Origin of the sequence: Paenibacillus sp. LS1 (assembly GCF_026013365.1) — a bacterium.
In the GTDB taxonomy this organism is placed as follows: domain Bacteria; phylum Bacillota; class Bacilli; order Paenibacillales; family Paenibacillaceae; genus Paenibacillus.
Map to the genome: position 1 here is coordinate 196,508 of NZ_JAPDOE010000005.1, position 18,081 is coordinate 214,588.

Genomic DNA, 18,081 nt, shown 5'->3' on the forward strand with positions numbered 1-18,081 from the left:
TTTTCTTATTTCAGATAGCTGCTTTGATGAAGATATCCGATTTTAAATGTACAATTTGATTTAAGATATCTTCCTTCATTATTCAGTACCACACCGTTTTCCGAGTGTGCTTGTAACGTTCCAGCCTCTAAATATTTACCATCATTCATGAATACTTCAATAGGTACCTGAAAAAAAACAGCATTATCAAAATCTACACTATGTACTAATACTTGATCGCGCTTAAACAAAAGTACTTCCTCCTTTTTTTTTCTTAAAATAAACAACCCTCGAATAGATTAAATCAGAGAATTTCTAATTTAACAGAGCCTAATTCGAGAGTTGTAATTTCTTATGCCGCATGGCTAAAGACTATGTAAGCAAAGGTTGTTATGCCTATATTATAGCATATTGAATCGAGATAATCCTCCACTAGTGTGGATTGAAGCTATCAAATTGGATTATTGACTTTAATGTACTGGACTAGAATCGAAAAATAACGGTTCACATTGCGCGCCGTGTTTACGTATCATATCTCTCATCGTTTTAACTGCAGCATGTACTACGTCCTCTTCAGTTATTGTTCTTTGATGGAGACGCAGATGCTCTACAATTTCAAGTATCATTGGTTTCATTAATGGATCATTGTTTATATTCATTTGAAGTCCTCCTCAGGTTGATAGAGATTCTGATAGCCAGTCTCTCTGGGGTCAATAGCAGATACAACATTAGTTTTTCATGTCCAGCCATTAGAATAGGTTTAGCAAATTTAGATCTTCAATCCGATCATAGTCCGGATCATATCAGTGACGGTGAACTCATCCATATTTTCTTGTCCATGGTTTGACCCAATCCCTGAAGCTATGTAGTCATTAAAACATTCTTTCAAATTCTTTTCGGTTGGTTCTACGGCCGTATATCCTGAAGCATCCAACGCCCTACGAATGCGTGACTCCTGAATACCATCAGTAAATTTCTTCCACGATGCCATGGCCTTGTCAGCTGCTTCAGCTGCACTACCTTCAACAACTTCGTTTCCCAGATTCCTCACCCCTGACTCTTCAATTGTTTAGTTTTTATTCCAGCGTATTACCACGTATATTCGGATCATCGTAAAGATAATATGGACCTTCCCAATAATACTCACATTGCTGGCATTCTCGCTCTACGTACCAGCAGCCTAATGACACGTCAAAGTTCCATTCTTCATTTTTATCAGAGCAAGTGCAGTTGGTGACCAGTTCGGGAGGAACACTTCTAATAAAACCCGATTTTGTCTTTAATAATTCAAGTGAAGCCTCTATGTGCGTTGCCATAAGGTCTTCAATCATCTTCATATGCCGACGTTGCCGTAATTTCATAAAAACCAAGTATCCTATAAGCACCATACCTACACCTGCACCTATCCACAACATATAACTCCCCCTACGAACTACCAGTCTTGTGCTTCAAATGATTGTGATCCATACGCCGAATAATGAAAATTTGTTTGTATACTCCGTTTTAATACCCTGGTTGGTTCCTGGTTATTTTGATCAGTAATGCTAGGATCTTTACCGCAGAAGGGACAATACGGGATATCAATCGAATCTAACTGCTTCTGCTGGTACTCATTGGTTGGATATCTAAAGTAAAGGTCCCAGGAATCATTAACTGTATCTTTGATCACGAAGACTCTGTCTTCCTCCGAAAATTGAGTATATTTTTGGTTAAAATCCATCAATTCGTTGCATGCATGATTAATTGCATTAGGTTTCAATATGTCCACCTTCCTGTACATTCATAGAACACCAGCCATTCACTAACTCTTAACTGTCATCATAAAACGGCTGCAAAATCCAAATTTGTCTGTGACTATGGCTAGAAATGATTATGTGAGAAATTAGAAATCGAAGTCACTGTTTTTTTATAGTCAGTCCTATCGTCTCTCAGGTCATGATCTGGCTCAAATTCCTAGTGATTAAAGTATAGTCACTTATCTCCCATTCGCTCCCTCCTGTGAGTACGTTGTTTAATGTGTGAATGAATAAAGATTATACCTGCTGCTATTTCACCCATTATAATGCGCATACCAAAAATCGAGTAATAAAAGATGTAACAAATTTATTGACGAAACGTTTCAAGAGGTTTCGCCACGTATTCTAACAATGAAACAGTTTTTTTACGCAAAAAAACGAGCCATCATTTCGATGACCCGCTCTTGTATTCATTTTGTTAGGCTTTTGTCTTATCTTAAATACATTCTCACAGAGGATTCTTTTTTATCTATTCATCATCAGTTACAGTATCAATCCATGTAATCTTTATAACGTTTAAAAATTTCCTCTTTTAGATCATTATTTCTGACGAAGTTAGCATGTTCTTTAGCCATTTTCTCAAAGTCCGCTTCTCCATCGATCTGGAGTTCACTATCAATGACTGTGAAATAATCATCTAAATAATGATTATCACCATTTTCAAAGAATATATCCTGAATGGAGTCATCCGAGATATTAAGGAGTGATGCCCTTAGCTCCCCCTGTTCAATAGTATTTTGTATGTAATTGTAATGGTGATAAAAAACAATTGTAATATGAAAATCTCTTCATTTTTTTTCGGTTTTATTACCAATAGTCCTACATTTTCAACATGGGGTACTGCAATCATAATACATACCGAGTCATCAGATAAATACTGATTCAGTATAGGTCGAGCTTTTACGTAGGGCGCATCGATGTATACATATAGTGGTCGATTTAACTCTTCAATTACTTTAAAATAATTGGGATTATTAGTGATTTCTTTAAAGCTACTCTCATGAACAGTCAGTGGCAAATTCACACGTTTGAAAAGTTCAATGAGTGTATCTTTTTTTACAAATCCACCATAGGTGGTCTTTGTAACGTTATCCATAAACATAAAAGGATAAGTCGAGGGGGATATCAACATTGGTAAGACAACCGCTCCACTACCACAAATTAAAACCTCAACAAGTTTCTGTGGCGATATTTCCGCTGATATTTTATATGATGTAAATGAGTTTGGGTGAATCCAAAGGTATGTTTCGCTAAGATTTATCTCCTGCATACCTTCTAGAATTTCAAGCAGATCTTCCTTTTGAGGATGATTTTCAATTGTGGTGTGTAGTAATTCAAGTACATCTTCATGTTTTGAAAGTTTGTGCTCCAGTCCTGCCTTGTTGAAAAGTGCCTCCACTGTGAATTCTTCATTATTCTGGAGAATACTTTGAGCTGCTGAAGAGAGTAATTTAAATCGAACATCTGGAATCAAAGCTTTAGACCCTATGCCATACTCATTTTTGAAATGGTTTTCTAAAAGTCTTGGTTTCGAGGCGTTAGAAACTTTCCCGATGTTACCTGATAGAGCAAGCTGGGTTAACATGTTAGCAATTTCGAGTTTTTCTGAAAAAGAGAGATCGTCATGTTGATGTATTAAGAAGAATAGAGGTTGAAGATAGTCAAAATATTCTCTGTTGTTTAGTTGCATGTCCCGTAAATGATGGAAGCAAGCTTCCTTTCCATTTTTCTCATAATACCAAATCATTTCATAAAAAACAGCGATACATTCTTGAGTGATTTTCATCTTGGAGAGTAAATAATGTGCTGTATCTGTTAACCGCTTGTCTTTTTTACCAAGTTTGTATAGCATGGTGACCAGCAATCCATACGGTGAACGATGAGTAACTTGGAAATGTACTGTCTCATGAAGTATGGTAGAGAGTTGACCAAGTGGGTGCTTAACGGTGGAATCTACCTGGGCGTAATTGTTCCACTCAAGATCATATATTCCTTGTTGAAATTTGTTCTTCATAGTATCTTTCTCCTTTGAAATTATTCCCTCCTAGCATATACCTTATTTTGGGTTAAATAAATAAAAAGCCTCCCTAAAGGGAAGCTTGATGTTACCTCACCAGATAAATGGAATGATTTTATGTTTTACTTTAAGTTGGTAGTCAGTATAAGCTTGGCCATATCGTTGAATCAAATACGATTCTTCTTTAAGAACTACCAAACGGTAGATCGGAATTATGATGCATCCCATACCGAGAGGGATCAACCATGGGGAGATAAGAGAAAGTAGTACTCCCTCAAAGAAGAACATGCTATAAATTGGGTGCCGAACACACCGGTACATTCCCTTGTGGACTAGTACAGAACTATCTTTCGGTTGATGAGAATCTGAGAAGTTTTTAGAAAGGTTGAAAATGCTTAAGTTGTGTAATAACAGAATTAGATCCAATATTATAATTAAGATAGTTACTGTTACTGGGTGAAACCAAAATATAGTAGAAAGTTCCACAAAATAAGCACCAACATAATATACGACGACAAACGCTCCAAAGTATAAAGTATATCTGTCTATTTCTAATTTCTGTTTCTTTGAGTTGAAGTACATTTGAATAGGAATAGAGAATAACAAAACAAATAACGTAATGACGGCAGCGTAAAACAATAAAGTAAGATTCATAATGCCAGGACCCCTTTTCTTTAATTAGTGATTAGTCAACCTCATTATTAACGGTGTTGATAATGTTCTCTTACTAAGCTAGCAGTTAGAAAGCATTATGCGTCCTCTTATTATAGAGAAGTATAATTTTTGTAGATACCAGAAACTTGCTCTATCAAGTTTGAGCTCCTTTTTTTGATGTTTCATAAAACAAGCTATTGGAGCCATCCGATAGCTTGTTTCCGTTTTTATAGATGTCACTATTTGAATACTGGTTTCTCTCACTAAAGGCAGACTTTTAAAATATTATTATCATATAAACATCCAGGAATTCAAAAAATTTTCTAATGATCTTATCAAAGTTACAAAAACCAGATAAAAGATCGCACATGTACATCCTGTATAAAAGATTAGCAGCGTTTTTCCGTTTTTAAATAACAACATACGATCTGATTGCCCGTAAGCGGTCTTCGTTAGCGATTTCACTTTTTTGTTTTTGAGTTGAACAGCTTGATTACTCCCAGTCCACAATTTTAAACAAGGAATGAGTATGGACATAAAAATGAGAATAATCATTACGATTGCAGTAATTAAATCCATCCACGGTGATGTGGTATGCGTATGAATAATGAACAGTCCAATTGTGATCAGTAAAGATGCCATGATAAATTCCATACCAGCTCCTGCAATAGCATATACCTTTGCCTTCCAAGACTTAGGTTTAGCGTATACTTCATTCCATGGATAGCAGATTCCTTTTGTACCATGTACCTTCTTATTCTCTGACTTTGAAAAAAACTTTACTTGAACACCGGCGATTGTCTTTTCCGTCCGGAGATCACCATGTATGTCACCAATGATGATGCCACAATCAGGATCTCTGTAGATGTATTTTAATACGATGTAATGCCCCAACTCGTGAACTATAAGAGTCCCCTTACATGCGTACATTAAGGCTGCAACAAAATAAGCCCATAAGAAAATGGTCATTTTTTCACTCCGTTCTATTTTATTTTTGATTGATCTTTTGATTCCGTTGGATTAATGATGATGAGCTACTTTTTGGGTGTGGTTCGAGCGGAATTGCATTAGAGGGTCTATCGTGGTATCAAATACTCTTTTTATAACCTGCTTGTATTATTGTCTTTACACATGTTCCGCTATAGAATTTATTTAGTTGTGTTTGATCCATCATGGTACCCACTTGAACTAAAGAAGACATGAATTTTGCCCTTTATGGGTCTACTGCAAAGATTACAGATGGATTCAGACTGCTCCCTTGAGTAGGAGCCTTCATAAATGAACTAATGTCCGACTATAACAAAGCAGCATCATATTTGTTTTTTCATTACTGCACAGCAACTTTCATTGGTTCCTCTGCATGTATAGCTAACATGGCTTCAAAGTAAGGCTGAATTAGATTTAAAAAATCTTGGTCTAACGGATATTCAGGCGAAGTGTACTCTTTCTTTAAAAATGAGGATGAGATTTCCATTGATTTTGATAAGAAAAGCTCGAAGGATCTTGCGAAGATTTCAGATGGATAAAAATAATAGGATCTCTTTTTTTCCCATTTGACTTTGAACTCGTTGTTGTTTGGCAGTTTAGTTACATTGTCCTCCACAAGGTGTTCGTACATGCTGATAATGGGATCAAAGTTGATGGTTTCACTGAGGACTTGCCCTGGGAGAATGGTATGGTCAAGCTGGTGCCCCAACTCATGAGCGTAAGAACTTGGACCATCTATATCAATAACCGTGGCTTTGTAGTACGGGTAATAGAGACCGGCAGCCTTGTGTCTTCCAAGCTTACGAATTCGGAAACTGTGGTCCAGTGCTTGTTTTAATCCTAGTTGTGTGCGCAGCTCCGTAAACTCCATTTCTAGAGTTTGAAACTTTTGAAGATCAACATCATTGTCTAACTCCACTTCTCCATACATCCAACGGAATTGATTCTCTTGCATCATGGATAATGTAGCAGGACTAATATTCTTTTTCATTTGAAAAGCCTTAGCGTATGAAGAATGCTCATTCATGATTTGTTTTGTTTTTTCACGAATATTACTCATGGTTTTGATCAAGCGGGGAATAACGAGATTTTTCACAGCTTTAGATAAAGGTACCTCTGTATTTGATCCATCAAAATCCTCTAGTGTGAAAGTTGTGTCGTATAGCACTTCCATATTGTTCATGTCAGGAAGTGATATGCTATAGTGTTTCATCGTTTTCTGAAGTTGTTGTTGAAAGAAGATGTCATCTGGCATAATGTGTTTATTTTCATTGTAGGATCTTAAGTAATAGTATTCAGCAATCTTAAACTGCAAGTATTCGGACTGAGTTAACGCATAAGAATGAAACGTATTGTTCACGATAACGTTTGAAATCAACTTATAAACGTCTGCGAACAAGAAGCAGCCTATTTCATCCATGTTTTTTATCAGACCTCGATGACGCATATGAAATCTATCCAATAACTCTTTTCTGAGCAATGTAAATGCATTTTGAGTTTTATCAAATACTTTTAAGTCTACCTGAACAGGGTGATAAGGTATGATGTCTTCTGTTGTGATTTTCCCTGCAATGGCCAATAGTGTGAATATGGACTTCTCCCTTTCTGTATCAGGGGGTGCAAGCAAATGAATGTCGATTTGATAAGGCCCATCTGACACCTGTTTAACGAAATCTAGGATGTCCTCTAATGCCATATTCTTCACATGTTTCTTTACCTGCCTTTGTACAGCACTTCTTAATTTCTTTTCAAGCTGAACAGGTGAATCATTAGGTCCCACTTCCAAATTTATTCCTGCTAAAATCTCACTCAATCCTACTTTTTGAAATTCTTCTCTTAGTACATCTTCTTTTCTCAGGGTATGAATTCTTGTTCTTTCCATTTTAAAAATACCTCCATTTGGTTTTAGAATATGTAGCAACTTTTAATCAGACGACAAAAAACACACTTAGATAGGAACAACCCTCATGGGGGAAATTTCGATAGTTTATCGAATTGTTCACTTCAAGTGTGTTAATAATGGTTTCACTGACTTGCCGCGTGGCTCAGTGCTAGAAATATTCCTTAATTAAAGTGATCATAACATGTTGCTCACCAAGATGAAAGTTTCATATGCCTTTCGATCTGACTTTATCAGCAAAAGCAGAAAATTCTCTCCATTGGTTCTCAATGTGCTCTAAGTTTTTAATGCGATCTCTCTGACCTTCTACTGTTTGTTGTAAATTGGTGACTTCAATGTCTTTCTTTTCTATTGTTACATGTGCTTGTTTAAGTAGATTTAAAGATCTACTCATATCCTTTAAAAAAGTCTGCATCGACTTTATTGTTTCTTGCATGTCGTTAATATCAATACTCGCTAGTCCGGATTGCTTTGCTTTCTCCTCTGATTTCTCAGCAGGTTGGGATTGGTTACTGTCTTCTACCAAGGTTAACTTCGCTTTATTCGCATTTTTTAATTTTTTCGCCTTTTCTAAAGCGGATTTATGCTTATCGCGCAGTTCACTGTTCCATCTGAAACCACAACTACCAGATGTTCTACTTTGCAAACGCTCAGAGGCAACCTCAAAACCATACAGTTGAGTTTTCCCTTGGCTCACAGATTCTAATATAGCTTGGACAAGTATTATATCTTCTGAGGCTGTCCATATCGGTGATTTTTTCAAAGCAGTACTATCATTCATAAATACTCCTCCTTATCATAGTTAGGTAAATTGATCATCTCTTCTATAATCTTATCCAAAGTTTTTTGGAATATACTAAAAAAAGGAATCCATAACGGATTCCCTTGGTCTTTCGATATAGTTTATGGCGAAATGGATCTTTCCAAGACAGATCCATTCCATAGTGTTTCGTTTACTGATAATAGTACCAGTCATCTAACCGACTTTTCAAAGCACGCATCGGCTTTGAAAATAGCTTAAGAGCTCTGGATTCGGGGTTTTCAACGACATGAGTTTGCCGCTTCATTTTCAGAAGGTGACCCTTCTTTTTCAAGAATGGTAGTGCTACAGGTAGCCATAACATTGTAACCGTCACAAGAAATAAGGTTAACCCGATCACCGAATTCAGAACCAGGTTCCACTGCTCATTCTTCGTGTCAAACTCCACAATTTTAGCGTATGCAAACCATACAAAAGCGAGTATAAGACCTATAAACAAATACAACAAAAGACAACCTACAAGAAATTGTAATATCCCCATCACTTGTACATCACGATTAAGGTCAAGTTAAATTCTCCTTCCGAAGACGTTCAAGGGCACCATCTTCAATGCTTATGACATCTCCACAAAGCTCTTCCCAACTAATCGTGATACCTGATTGGCAGTGCGAACAAGTAAAATTAATTATCATCTCTTCCGGATCGTAATCTTTATCCAGAATCATTTCCATATCCATTATTTTATCGTGACACTTTCGAATTATCATAATTCACCATTCTCTCTATATCGATGTCATTCCTATGTATTGGAACGATCTTAACACGATATTTAAAAATCGACCAATGAAAACAGAGATTTTTCAAAAAAAATTTGAGAGTAAATGGACCTTCTTCGCAACAAGAGATAGAACAATTGGATAACGCACGGAAGCTTAGAAAAAAACTCATAAGGGAGTTATGTAGCCAGAAGAGAATCTGTATCAAGTGAGTGATATTGCGGGAGGGACATGAACCAACACCACCATTAGGATATAGTTTGGCAATTAGAGGGCATCTCAACTATTCTTTACTATTATATTTATTTTTTTGATCAAATTGCTTTAACATTTTTTCTCTTCTAGTACGGTTATCTTTAAAAATTTGCTCCTGATCTTTATGAACCACACGCTGAGGTTTCTTCAGAAAAGGTAAGATTTTATTTGTTTTCATTATGTACTAGCCTCCACATTCGAGATTCTAGTAACATCATTTCTTTTCTATCCTGATTTTAAACATATAATTGAAATCAAAAAAACTCGGTACAATCACCGAGTTTCTTTAAAGTTACCTTTTCTGTAATGTGTACGAACTAACGTGGAGTCATCATCCAGTTTGTGCCTACTTCTTATATGTGAAAAAACTTTGACCATATTTTCTCTTTTGTTTCGATTCGAGGTAAGTATCTCACGCTGTGAATGTAATTCAACCTTCTGTGGTTTTATGGATTCTGTCATGGAGAGTTCCCTCCTCTTTTAGAAGTTCTTTTTGTAGGATTAAACAGAAAGCATGAACTAATCTATAGACTTCTCTTACTTCGATAATATCACTTCCAAGCGTTAGTATCAACGCTCTATCATTTGAGTCATCCATGTGAAAATTCCAAATCCATTGAACTTCATTCAACATTTTCATATGTATTGAAACGATTGTTCGGCCAGGATAAGGATTATTATATTTAGGTCCTTCAGTTGGGTTCAACGCTACATCAACTCCTGACCACCGTGAAGCGTTCTCCTTTGTTAAAGCGATATACTGGGGGCTGTTACCACTAGTACCTTTATCAAATATTTTTTTTAGTTTATCCCCCTGTACCTCATAAATTGTAAAAGCACTGACAAAATCAAATTCATAGTAATCCAAACAGTCGTTTACCATTCTATAAAGTGTTTTATTAGTATCTTTAATCAAACCTATCAAGTAGCTAATGGCTTGTTCTTGTTTTTCTAGTTCATCGAAGAAATATTCCCTTTCTGCTAAGAACTGATCGTTGGAGTCCTTGAGATTAACCGCATGATCGTTGACTAGCTTTAGTGCCTCTTGCAATTCTTTTCCGCTTTGCGCATTCGAAATTAATGTAAATACGTCATATAAACCAGTATAAGTAGCATTATGGCCTTTAGTTAGTGGAGACCAAACCAAATACTCATTTGGTCGTTTTGCTTTGTAAGCACCAACATGAAACTCGTCACTAGCAATGGATAACATTTTGCTCATATATGATGTTACCATCAAATAATACACCAGGAATAATATACCCAATACGAGTGAGCATATTAACCAGATTGGCCAGTCACGGACAAAGCCTAGGAATACGGTTACCCCAGTTCCACCGGTACTCAAAAGTCCCCAAATGGTTTTACTGAGTTTACCGGTTGCACTAAGGAGTCTCGGAAGCTTCTTTATGGGTGATGTCCACGCAATCATTCTCCAGTTATTCTTATCCTGATACCTCATCTTTCGTAAAATAGGATCTAAAGAGTGAGCAGTTTCAGATAAGAAACTATGGTAATTTTCTCGGATATGGGTATTGTTCATTAGCTAAATACCTCTTTCATAGTTGGTAACAACTCATATATCTTCGGTGCACTTACATACTTCTTCAACTTTGTAATCATGGCAATCTGTGCAGAATTCCATCGATATGAGTATTCCTCCGTCTTTGTGATTTGCACATCTGTAGTAAGTACATACACCACCTTGCAGTTCACTTGAATAGATGAGTGTATATCCGCTGCATTCAGGACATACTCTGTACTCTTCAATAGGAATTTTAGGTAGAGCGAAGCCACAACCAACACAATGACACGAATTAGTGTACCCAGTACTATTATCGAATAAGAGAAATAAGCCATATAAACCACATGAAAAACAGCTGCCTATATCAAAGACCTTATTTTGATCACGTAATTCTTCTGAATGGTAGTTTATGACGTTTTCCATCCGAAATGCGACATACAATCTTTCCATAATAGGATCAAATTCTTTATCCATATCAAGATATGTATATACAGGGGATAACAATTGATAGCTTAATTTTAGAAGAATCCCTCTTACTTCCTCTTCAGATGTTTCGAAACAGAAATGCTGTATCTTGTTTCTGAAGGGAGCAGCTGTGTTTGAAAACACCTTAAGGTTTGCCCCAGTGTTAGCAGACAGATCAGGCGCATATTTTCTAATTGCATCACACAACGGATTCACTTCTAAGGACCTACAAATGTACAATTCATTTATCGTTGGGTTTAAAGGGTCCTCACATCTTTTGAACAAATCATTTTTATCGAATACATAGATCGGATTGATTCTGAACAATACCTCTTTTAATAGCAACTCAGCAGCATGACAAAAATCAAGTACAGCTCTTTTGTACTCGAATGGGTTATCCTCCGTTACTGCCTTCTCTAAGTGCTCAATTCCATGATCTAATGAGTCATACGCATTCTCTATCAGGGAGAACCCTAATCTGTTATTGGTGGTCATCGCCTTTAATCCTCTCTCAACTCACTTTTGTACATGTTGCCAAACTCCTATAATAGTATAGGATAATAAACCCAACAATATCTAGTAAAGTTTTCTTCTCATTAGTAAAAACCATATTTATCGTTCTATTCCTAAAGTTTACTTAACATTTATTGATAATACAGAACTATCATGTTTTCCTGAGACATTCTTTCAGGATACATATGAAGATCAGCATAAAATGCGATGAGTTGACTAGCTGGGCTACAGTGGGGAAGGGACCTGCATAAGTAACCATGTACAGAGTTTTCTTGCAGTGTTGTTTGAGAATAACAATTTTCTAGTAAAAAGCCGTAAGTATATTCGCGGTTTCCGTAATCATTGAAAAGCCCTCCATCAATTATTCTGAAGGAGGGGTATCATTATTTAAACATGAATTTGTATATTTGGAATAAAGTCAGGACTCCCAGGCCGAATGCTGTAAAAGCAAGAAGTTGTATAAGCGTATCGTACAAACGTAACTTCTGAGTTACTGATGTTTTACTGATACGACTGACCGAAGTATCTTGGATAACTTTCTCTTGAACCTCTGTTGAATCCTCCAGCAATCTCTTCGCAAATATCAGATTAACCAGTGCTACAGCCACGATCAATAGCCCTCCAAGATGCAAAATCATAGCATCATACCACTTGCCATTAGTTCTTTTACATCTTCTCTCTTCAGGTTTGATCTTTGAATATCGTGGGTGTTAATGAGTCTTACAAGTAATGGTAAATCCATTTCAATTGAAAGGTTACTAAGTTCTGCACAAATTTGTTCCAGCTCCACCCCTTCGACATAAAGCTCTCTTACGTAGCTGATACACTCTGCTGAAATGTTTAGCAAGGCTTCAGATTGTTTATTTCGGATTGGATTTCGTTTCTCAATCCCAAATGTATAGATAATTTGATTAAGCATATATCTGTTGATAATCACACCATGACTTTTCAATTTCGAAACGATATCATTTTTTGATGAGCACAGCTTATACTGCTCTTCAATAAACGTAACAATTTCTGCAGGCGTCTGACCGACTTGATTAACGTCATTCGTGTGCCCACGTTTACTATTGCGTCGCTGTGTAATGACCTCTTCATCTGGTCCCGTTACATAATTCTTAATCACTGGTGCGTAAATACCCCCACCTTGTCGCTTTGCAATATCATAGAGGACCATCCGAGACAACGTTGAATTTACTGATGAATATGATTGGCCCATTGCATCAGCAATTTCTTGTAAGTGCATGATCCCCGCACATAACAAATCATAAATCTGCTTTTCTATTGCTCTAATTTTGACTATTTCACCAGTGATCACGCTAGTTGTTGTACTCATTTTAAAACTCCCCACTTTGCTTATGTATTGGTTTCCTGAATATGCAAATTTAATTCTCCACAAGTTATCCATGTAGCTATTGAAACAAACTTCAAAACCAAAAAACGACAAAAAGCACCCCTTATGCAAGTTTTTCTCTTGCGTAAGAGGTGCTTCCTCAATGAAAAAAAGTATGTAATTAGCTTCAACTTATCTTTTATATATTTATAAGTTAACCTAAGACTATAGTAATGTCAATTAAAAATTCAATTAGGTACATAGACAGGTATTATCAGGAAAGAGATTCTCTGATATAATAAGAATATAAAATAAACCGGAACGTGGAAGCACCACATGAAAGACCCTCGCAGGTCTTTTCTGTGGTGCTTTTTGCATTGGAGGAAAAAAATTGTGCAAAACTATGGCTTTTTTCTACCTGTCTTATTAATTCCACTTACTGCATTCAGTATACTGCTGCTTCCTTTAGCTACGACAATTGAACTTTCTGTTCTATTTAGTAGTATGATCATCGGGAGTATATTAGGGGTATTAGCGATTCAACTGAAGAAAAGAGCAGCAAGCTCAGTGACATTGGATAAAAAGACAATTGAACACTCCGTTCTATCATCTCTTGTGGCTGTGGTAGAAACAAGAGACAAATACACCGATGAACATAGTCATAATGTGGCCAATTACGCCTACGCCGTAGCAAAGAGTATGAATTTGTCTGAAGAGGATTGCTCACATATTTACATGGGATGCCAGCTCCATGATTTAGGAAAAGTATATGTCCCTAACTCCGTATTGAACAAAAACTCCTCACTCACAGATGAAGAGTATGAGATTATGAAAGCTCATCCACAGCAAGGGTACGAGGTAATTACTAAACTTGATATCTTTCATGGCACGAGTATTGCCAATATTGTACGTTACCATCATGAGCGAATTGACGGTACCGGCTACCCTTTGGGTCTTAAACATCATGAAATACCCATTGAAGCAAGGATCGTAGCGGTATGCGATGCGTATGATGCCATGACCACAAATCGTTCTTATCGTGATGCAATGCAGCCAGAGGAAGCACTAAGTATTATTAAGGAGAACGCTGGAAGTCACTTCGACCCCGTCGTTGTGGAGCATTTTTTGAACGCCATGAGCTCAAGCAACGATTTTGAAAGAAAACAGATCAGTTGATTTGTATCTGTACCGATCCGTGAAGCAGTACCTGCTCTTCATCGTATTCATAATCTATAATGATAGCTCCATTATTGGGGAGATCTGATTTTGAGAGTTTGTCTGAGAGCAGCCCAACAAGGAACTGTTTTTCTGCCGGCCCTATGACAAGGCCACAATCTAGAATCCCTTCCGTGCTACTCACTCTGCCAAAATTAACGTTAAAGCATCTAACCGACCTTGAATACATGATTGATTCTAATATCTGTTCTCTCATTGAACTAATCACTTCAGACATTATTCAAGCACCTGCTCTCTTCACTAAAATAAAAACGCACAATTCCTACCAGGTAGGTAATTGTGCGTTCTTCGCATCTATTGTTCCGTTATAAGTATGGATTTTAATCCATGACTATTTGCATTGGACCACATATCTTTAGAATCAGTAACGAATAGATTGTAATATAGATTCTCTGACTGATCTATGAGGTAAGACTCAAGAATCGTTCTATCATTTATATCGGAAAGCGATCTAGAATTGTTTAGTGAATTGTCACTTTCAGCCTTACAGATTTTAAGATCTTCAAACTCTTGTATGCTCGAAAGAATACTTTTCGTCAAAAAGGCATATTGTGAAGACTTACCATGCTGTTTCAGTGTTTGCGTGATAAATTCTGATATCCCTACCTTAGTCGTACGCGGCAATTGATTAATTAAGTCTGGCCTATTAAAAAGTATATTCTGATCAAAGCACAACCTGTACCCGAGATTGGAGAAGTGTTGTAATTCCATACTAGGATCAATAGTATGATTTGAATCAGTGTTGGGGCTATGTATTTGGCGTTGTTTAGGTGTACCAGCAGTGAGAGCACCATAAATAATTGGTATGGCTACAAATAATATTATCAATAGATCAACCATATTATCATCTCCTTCTCCGACCCGCATTATGTTCTAGTTTCGAACACTCATTATGAATATCTTTCAAATCTTTCTGAGACAGCTTACTGAATTGCATGGATTTGATTCCATATTCCTCAAGTTTATAATCATCCAGTACAACTCTTTTAGATATTACGTAGGTGATCGGTTCCCCCATTTGCTGAAAGATCTGAAGTAACATATTTTTCTTAGGTGTGACCCAAACTTGATAAAAGTAGGCAATTATCAGATAGACTGATATCAAGAATAATCCAAAGAAGAGCAAAAAATAATATTTAACTTGGGGACTCGATGAATCCTGAACCTCTGAGAATAAAATCATCGAGAGAAAGAACAATCCTACGCATGAAGGTAACAAGTATGTAAGCCATAATGAGTTTGGCTTTTTGAAGGGAGCTATATCCTTCTTACTCTCCATGCAGACTGACCATTTCATCTCGGGTTAATCCTAATTGATCCGCTGCTGCAGAAAATGCTGCTTTGTTTAAGTGTGAAATAGTATCGGCATCCAGTTCATGCAATTCACGTTTAGCCACCTTGCGCTCTTCCGGAGTACCAAAATTAAGCATCCCTAAAATGCATACATATTTATATAAATTCACACCGGCTTCTAATTGATTGAGGCCCTTCATATCTGGTTGTTCATTCATATTATATCGCTCCTAAATTTGTTGTGTATCTCAAATATAATGACCTTCAGGAAGAATATCAAACTTCAAAAAAAAAAAAAACGCAACAAGTACGTTTTTTTTGAGACATTCAGATTTCACATATTGGTGTAAGTTAAATTAAGTTAACTTAACTTAACTTAGTTGGTGTAAATGAAAAATGAACATTCTCTAAATCATCAAACAAAATACCAGAAGTCGATTTGTGGTTAAGCCAGTACTGAATGTGATCTCTACCAAAGTAATGATTGATCTCTTCGTTCTCTAGGTTGAAATCTCCGTCCTCTGAGCTTTGAAAAATAATTTTATGTCTGAAATGTAGTTCTGGGGCAGGATACAACATTTCGGAAGAGAGCAACATCGTTGTCGTTGTCTCTCGAGATAAGTATCTAAGAATCTCCAAAGCTCGGATTACGACCTGGGTAACTTCCGGATCAAGAGAAAATTTAACAAGTGATTTTGGCATATCAATGACTAAAAGGATTGGTTGAGGATCATCCATTTTTCCGATTTCGGCCCAGAAGCTCCACACTGCGAAAAGGAAGTTCTGTGCAAGAGCATACACATCATTTGTGTCATCAATATAGAAGCACCTTCCATCAGAATCAGATTGGTACCAGATGTTTTCATCTAGCTTATTCAACTCTGTCTGTAAGCTCAGTTTATGAGGATGGTCTGAATCCAGATTTTCTATAGCCCTACGATATCCCTCAAGTGGTCCTTCTAGATTCCAACGATACGATGTTGGTGGCAGTAATTCACTGCGTAGCACTCCTTTGGACTGTGCTAACAACCCAAAGTAATTAGAGCAAAAAAAGATCCGGTTGCCTATAAAGATTTCTCGATCTTCCACATCCGATGGAGGATCAGAGAATTGTCCACTCCATGAAATGGCATCGCTCGGGATCGCTATCTCATTAGAGTTTGGCTTACCCATACGTATTTGAAACACTGACTTCGCGTCCTGTTGAATCACTTCTTTAACAATGCTGTCTACCAATGCAAATCTAGGGCTGTTATCAGCCCCACCCACAATAGTCATCGTAGAGTATGCTGCTTCACTCCACGGCCACTCTACAACCTCCCCTGTTACAGCATTGTGTCCTATAGAAATTGGCTTATAACCGATACTATCCATTCTGAAAAACCTCCTAAATAAAATAAGGAAGCACCGCTTAAACAAGGCTATTAGGCCCAATTTAAGCGGTGCTTCCGCTACTCGTATTATACGTGAAATAAGATTTTAATTCTAGTTCATCATACCTTCTGACCTCAGTCCCTGGTAGCTAGTCACTCTATTTTTCCCTGTAGTTTTCGAATTAAACATCGCTTGATTAGCATTGATGATCAACTGCTCTTCTGTAATATCGTCACTACCTCTTGCATACCCTATGCTTAGTGTAACCTCCGTTTCCGCGGACACTCTTTTTAAGATCGTTTCTGAAATGACCTTCACGACATTTGGATCATCCGATTCTAGTAGAGCTACGATCTCCTCTCCCCCATATCTTGCTGCTATACCGATTTCTATCACTTCGTCCCTTATAATATGAGAAACTTTTTTCAGTATTTCATCTGCTTTGACATGCCCCATGGTACTATTCACTGTTTTAAAGTTATCAATATCACAGAATATAACATAGACGCTTTCATCGGCATCCTCGATTAATTTTGCTGTTCGTTTTCTAAATTCTTTCTTGTTATATAATCCCGTTAGATGGTCTACTAACGAAGCATGATAGCTGTTTATCAGTAACCTTACTAAACGATCCTGCAATGTCATAAACAAAGCGATATGAATCCCCACATAAGTCATAACCACCATTATAGCAATTAGAACATTCCCATTTAAAACAAAATACAAGATTATCTCGAAAAACGTGAGTGAGAGCAAACCAGCTGTAGTACATAATTTTCGAAGATGTCGATAGTTCCCATTGGCTTGGTACAACAAGTACCCGCTTATGACAATACCCATTAAACCATAAATGATGTTGAATGGGGTGAATGATAAGCAGAAGGCTACAAGGAGTAAACCATAGCCAATATATCTCTCGGTGTTTTTTTGTTCCCAATAAAGATGGGATAACATAACTAAGAAAATAAGAGTCATGGTTAATGAAATCTTCCAAGATGAATCACTAAATGCATACAGTGTAATGCCGATGAACTGAAAAAACATCCAGACCGTAGATACAATCAACAATGGTAAATATGGTTTTCTTCTCACTTGGTACAATTGAAAAGTAACATAAGCAATGATTAATACTACGGGTATTGTGAACAAAAAACCTGTGCCCAGTGATATACCATTCAAACGATTCCACTCCTAGTAACCAAAAGAAGCACCACTAAA

General features: G+C 36.9%; 20 protein-coding genes. 1 reads left to right on the forward strand and 19 read right to left on the reverse strand.

The window, feature by feature from the left end:
- Positions 1-5 precede the first annotated feature (5 nt).
- From OM416_RS20050 to OM416_RS20115, 14 genes are all read right to left on the reverse strand, one after another.
- Positions 6-230: a hypothetical protein gene (locus OM416_RS20050; RefSeq protein WP_264932496.1), complete on the reverse strand. Its 225-nt coding sequence runs from the start codon at positions 228-230 to the stop codon at positions 6-8.
- Positions 231-449: 219 nt separating this feature from the next.
- A complete protein-coding gene (locus tag OM416_RS20055) occupies positions 450-638 on the reverse strand; it encodes a hypothetical protein (RefSeq protein WP_264932498.1) in 189 nt (62 codons plus the stop codon).
- Between the two features lie 110 nt (positions 639-748).
- On the reverse strand, positions 749-1,030 hold the full coding sequence (locus OM416_RS20060; protein WP_264932501.1) for a hypothetical protein: 282 nt from the start codon (positions 1,028-1,030) through the stop codon (positions 749-751).
- Positions 1,031-1,055: 25 nt separating this feature from the next.
- The gene (locus OM416_RS20065) at positions 1,056-1,394 is read right to left on the reverse strand and encodes a hypothetical protein (protein WP_264932503.1); all 339 of its coding nucleotides are present in this window, start codon (positions 1,392-1,394) and stop codon (positions 1,056-1,058) included.
- Between the two features lie 1,093 nt (positions 1,395-2,487).
- Positions 2,488-3,789 (reverse strand): hypothetical protein, encoded by a 1,302-nt coding sequence (locus OM416_RS20070; RefSeq protein WP_264932505.1) that lies wholly within the window; start codon positions 3,787-3,789, stop codon positions 2,488-2,490.
- Between the two features lie 96 nt (positions 3,790-3,885).
- Positions 3,886-4,446, reverse strand: a complete 561-nt coding sequence (locus OM416_RS20075; protein WP_264932508.1) for a methyltransferase family protein — start codon at positions 4,444-4,446, stop codon at positions 3,886-3,888.
- A 291-nt stretch (positions 4,447-4,737) separates the two neighbouring features.
- Positions 4,738-5,415 carry a hypothetical protein gene (locus OM416_RS20080; protein ID WP_264932510.1) on the reverse strand — a complete coding sequence of 226 codons (678 nt, stop codon included), beginning with the start codon at positions 5,413-5,415 and terminating at the stop codon, positions 4,738-4,740.
- A 358-nt stretch (positions 5,416-5,773) separates the two neighbouring features.
- Positions 5,774-7,315, reverse strand: coding sequence for a hypothetical protein (locus OM416_RS20085; RefSeq protein ID WP_264932513.1), 1,542 nt, complete (start codon positions 7,313-7,315; stop codon positions 5,774-5,776).
- A gap of 226 nt (positions 7,316-7,541) precedes the next feature.
- Positions 7,542-8,114 carry a hypothetical protein gene (locus OM416_RS20090; protein ID WP_264932515.1) on the reverse strand — a complete coding sequence of 191 codons (573 nt, stop codon included), beginning with the start codon at positions 8,112-8,114 and terminating at the stop codon, positions 7,542-7,544.
- 1,038 nt (positions 8,115-9,152) lie between these two features.
- Complete coding sequence (locus OM416_RS20095; RefSeq protein WP_264932517.1) at positions 9,153-9,302, reverse strand: hypothetical protein; 150 nt, start codon at positions 9,300-9,302, stop codon at positions 9,153-9,155.
- Between the two features lie 252 nt (positions 9,303-9,554).
- Positions 9,555-10,667 carry a hypothetical protein gene (locus OM416_RS20100; protein ID WP_264932518.1) on the reverse strand — a complete coding sequence of 371 codons (1,113 nt, stop codon included), beginning with the start codon at positions 10,665-10,667 and terminating at the stop codon, positions 9,555-9,557.
- 33 nt (positions 10,668-10,700) lie between these two features.
- A complete protein-coding gene (locus OM416_RS20105; RefSeq protein WP_264932520.1) occupies positions 10,701-11,609 on the reverse strand; it encodes a hypothetical protein in 909 nt (302 codons plus the stop codon).
- A 401-nt stretch (positions 11,610-12,010) separates the two neighbouring features.
- Entirely contained in the window at positions 12,011-12,235 is a 225-nt protein-coding gene (locus OM416_RS20110; RefSeq protein ID WP_264932522.1) for a hypothetical protein, read from the reverse strand.
- A gap of 26 nt (positions 12,236-12,261) precedes the next feature.
- Complete coding sequence (locus OM416_RS20115) at positions 12,262-12,963, reverse strand: hypothetical protein (protein ID WP_264932524.1); 702 nt, start codon at positions 12,961-12,963, stop codon at positions 12,262-12,264.
- A 390-nt stretch (positions 12,964-13,353) separates the two neighbouring features.
- Here OM416_RS20115 and OM416_RS20120 point away from each other — a divergent pair, with 390 nt between their 5' ends.
- Complete coding sequence (locus OM416_RS20120) at positions 13,354-14,136, forward strand: HD-GYP domain-containing protein (protein ID WP_264932527.1); 783 nt, start codon at positions 13,354-13,356, stop codon at positions 14,134-14,136.
- Here OM416_RS20120 and OM416_RS20125 read toward each other — a convergent pair.
- The 5 genes from OM416_RS20125 to OM416_RS20145 all read right to left on the reverse strand — a co-directional run bounded on the left by OM416_RS20125 (position 14,129) and on the right by OM416_RS20145 (position 18,042).
- Complete coding sequence (locus OM416_RS20125; RefSeq protein ID WP_264932529.1) at positions 14,129-14,413, reverse strand: hypothetical protein; 285 nt, start codon at positions 14,411-14,413, stop codon at positions 14,129-14,131. The genes OM416_RS20120 and OM416_RS20125 overlap by 8 nt on opposite strands.
- A gap of 77 nt (positions 14,414-14,490) precedes the next feature.
- Positions 14,491-15,036: a PIN domain-containing protein gene (locus OM416_RS20130; protein ID WP_264932531.1), complete on the reverse strand. Its 546-nt coding sequence runs from the start codon at positions 15,034-15,036 to the stop codon at positions 14,491-14,493.
- Positions 15,037-15,464: 428 nt separating this feature from the next.
- The gene (locus tag OM416_RS20135; RefSeq protein WP_264932532.1) at positions 15,465-15,707 is read right to left on the reverse strand and encodes a hypothetical protein; all 243 of its coding nucleotides are present in this window, start codon (positions 15,705-15,707) and stop codon (positions 15,465-15,467) included.
- A gap of 148 nt (positions 15,708-15,855) precedes the next feature.
- The gene (locus OM416_RS20140) at positions 15,856-16,863 is read right to left on the reverse strand and encodes a hypothetical protein (RefSeq protein WP_264932533.1); all 1,008 of its coding nucleotides are present in this window, start codon (positions 16,861-16,863) and stop codon (positions 15,856-15,858) included.
- Between the two features lie 111 nt (positions 16,864-16,974).
- Positions 16,975-18,042: a GGDEF domain-containing protein gene (locus OM416_RS20145; protein WP_264932534.1), complete on the reverse strand. Its 1,068-nt coding sequence runs from the start codon at positions 18,040-18,042 to the stop codon at positions 16,975-16,977.
- Between the last annotated feature and the right edge of the window lie 39 nt (positions 18,043-18,081).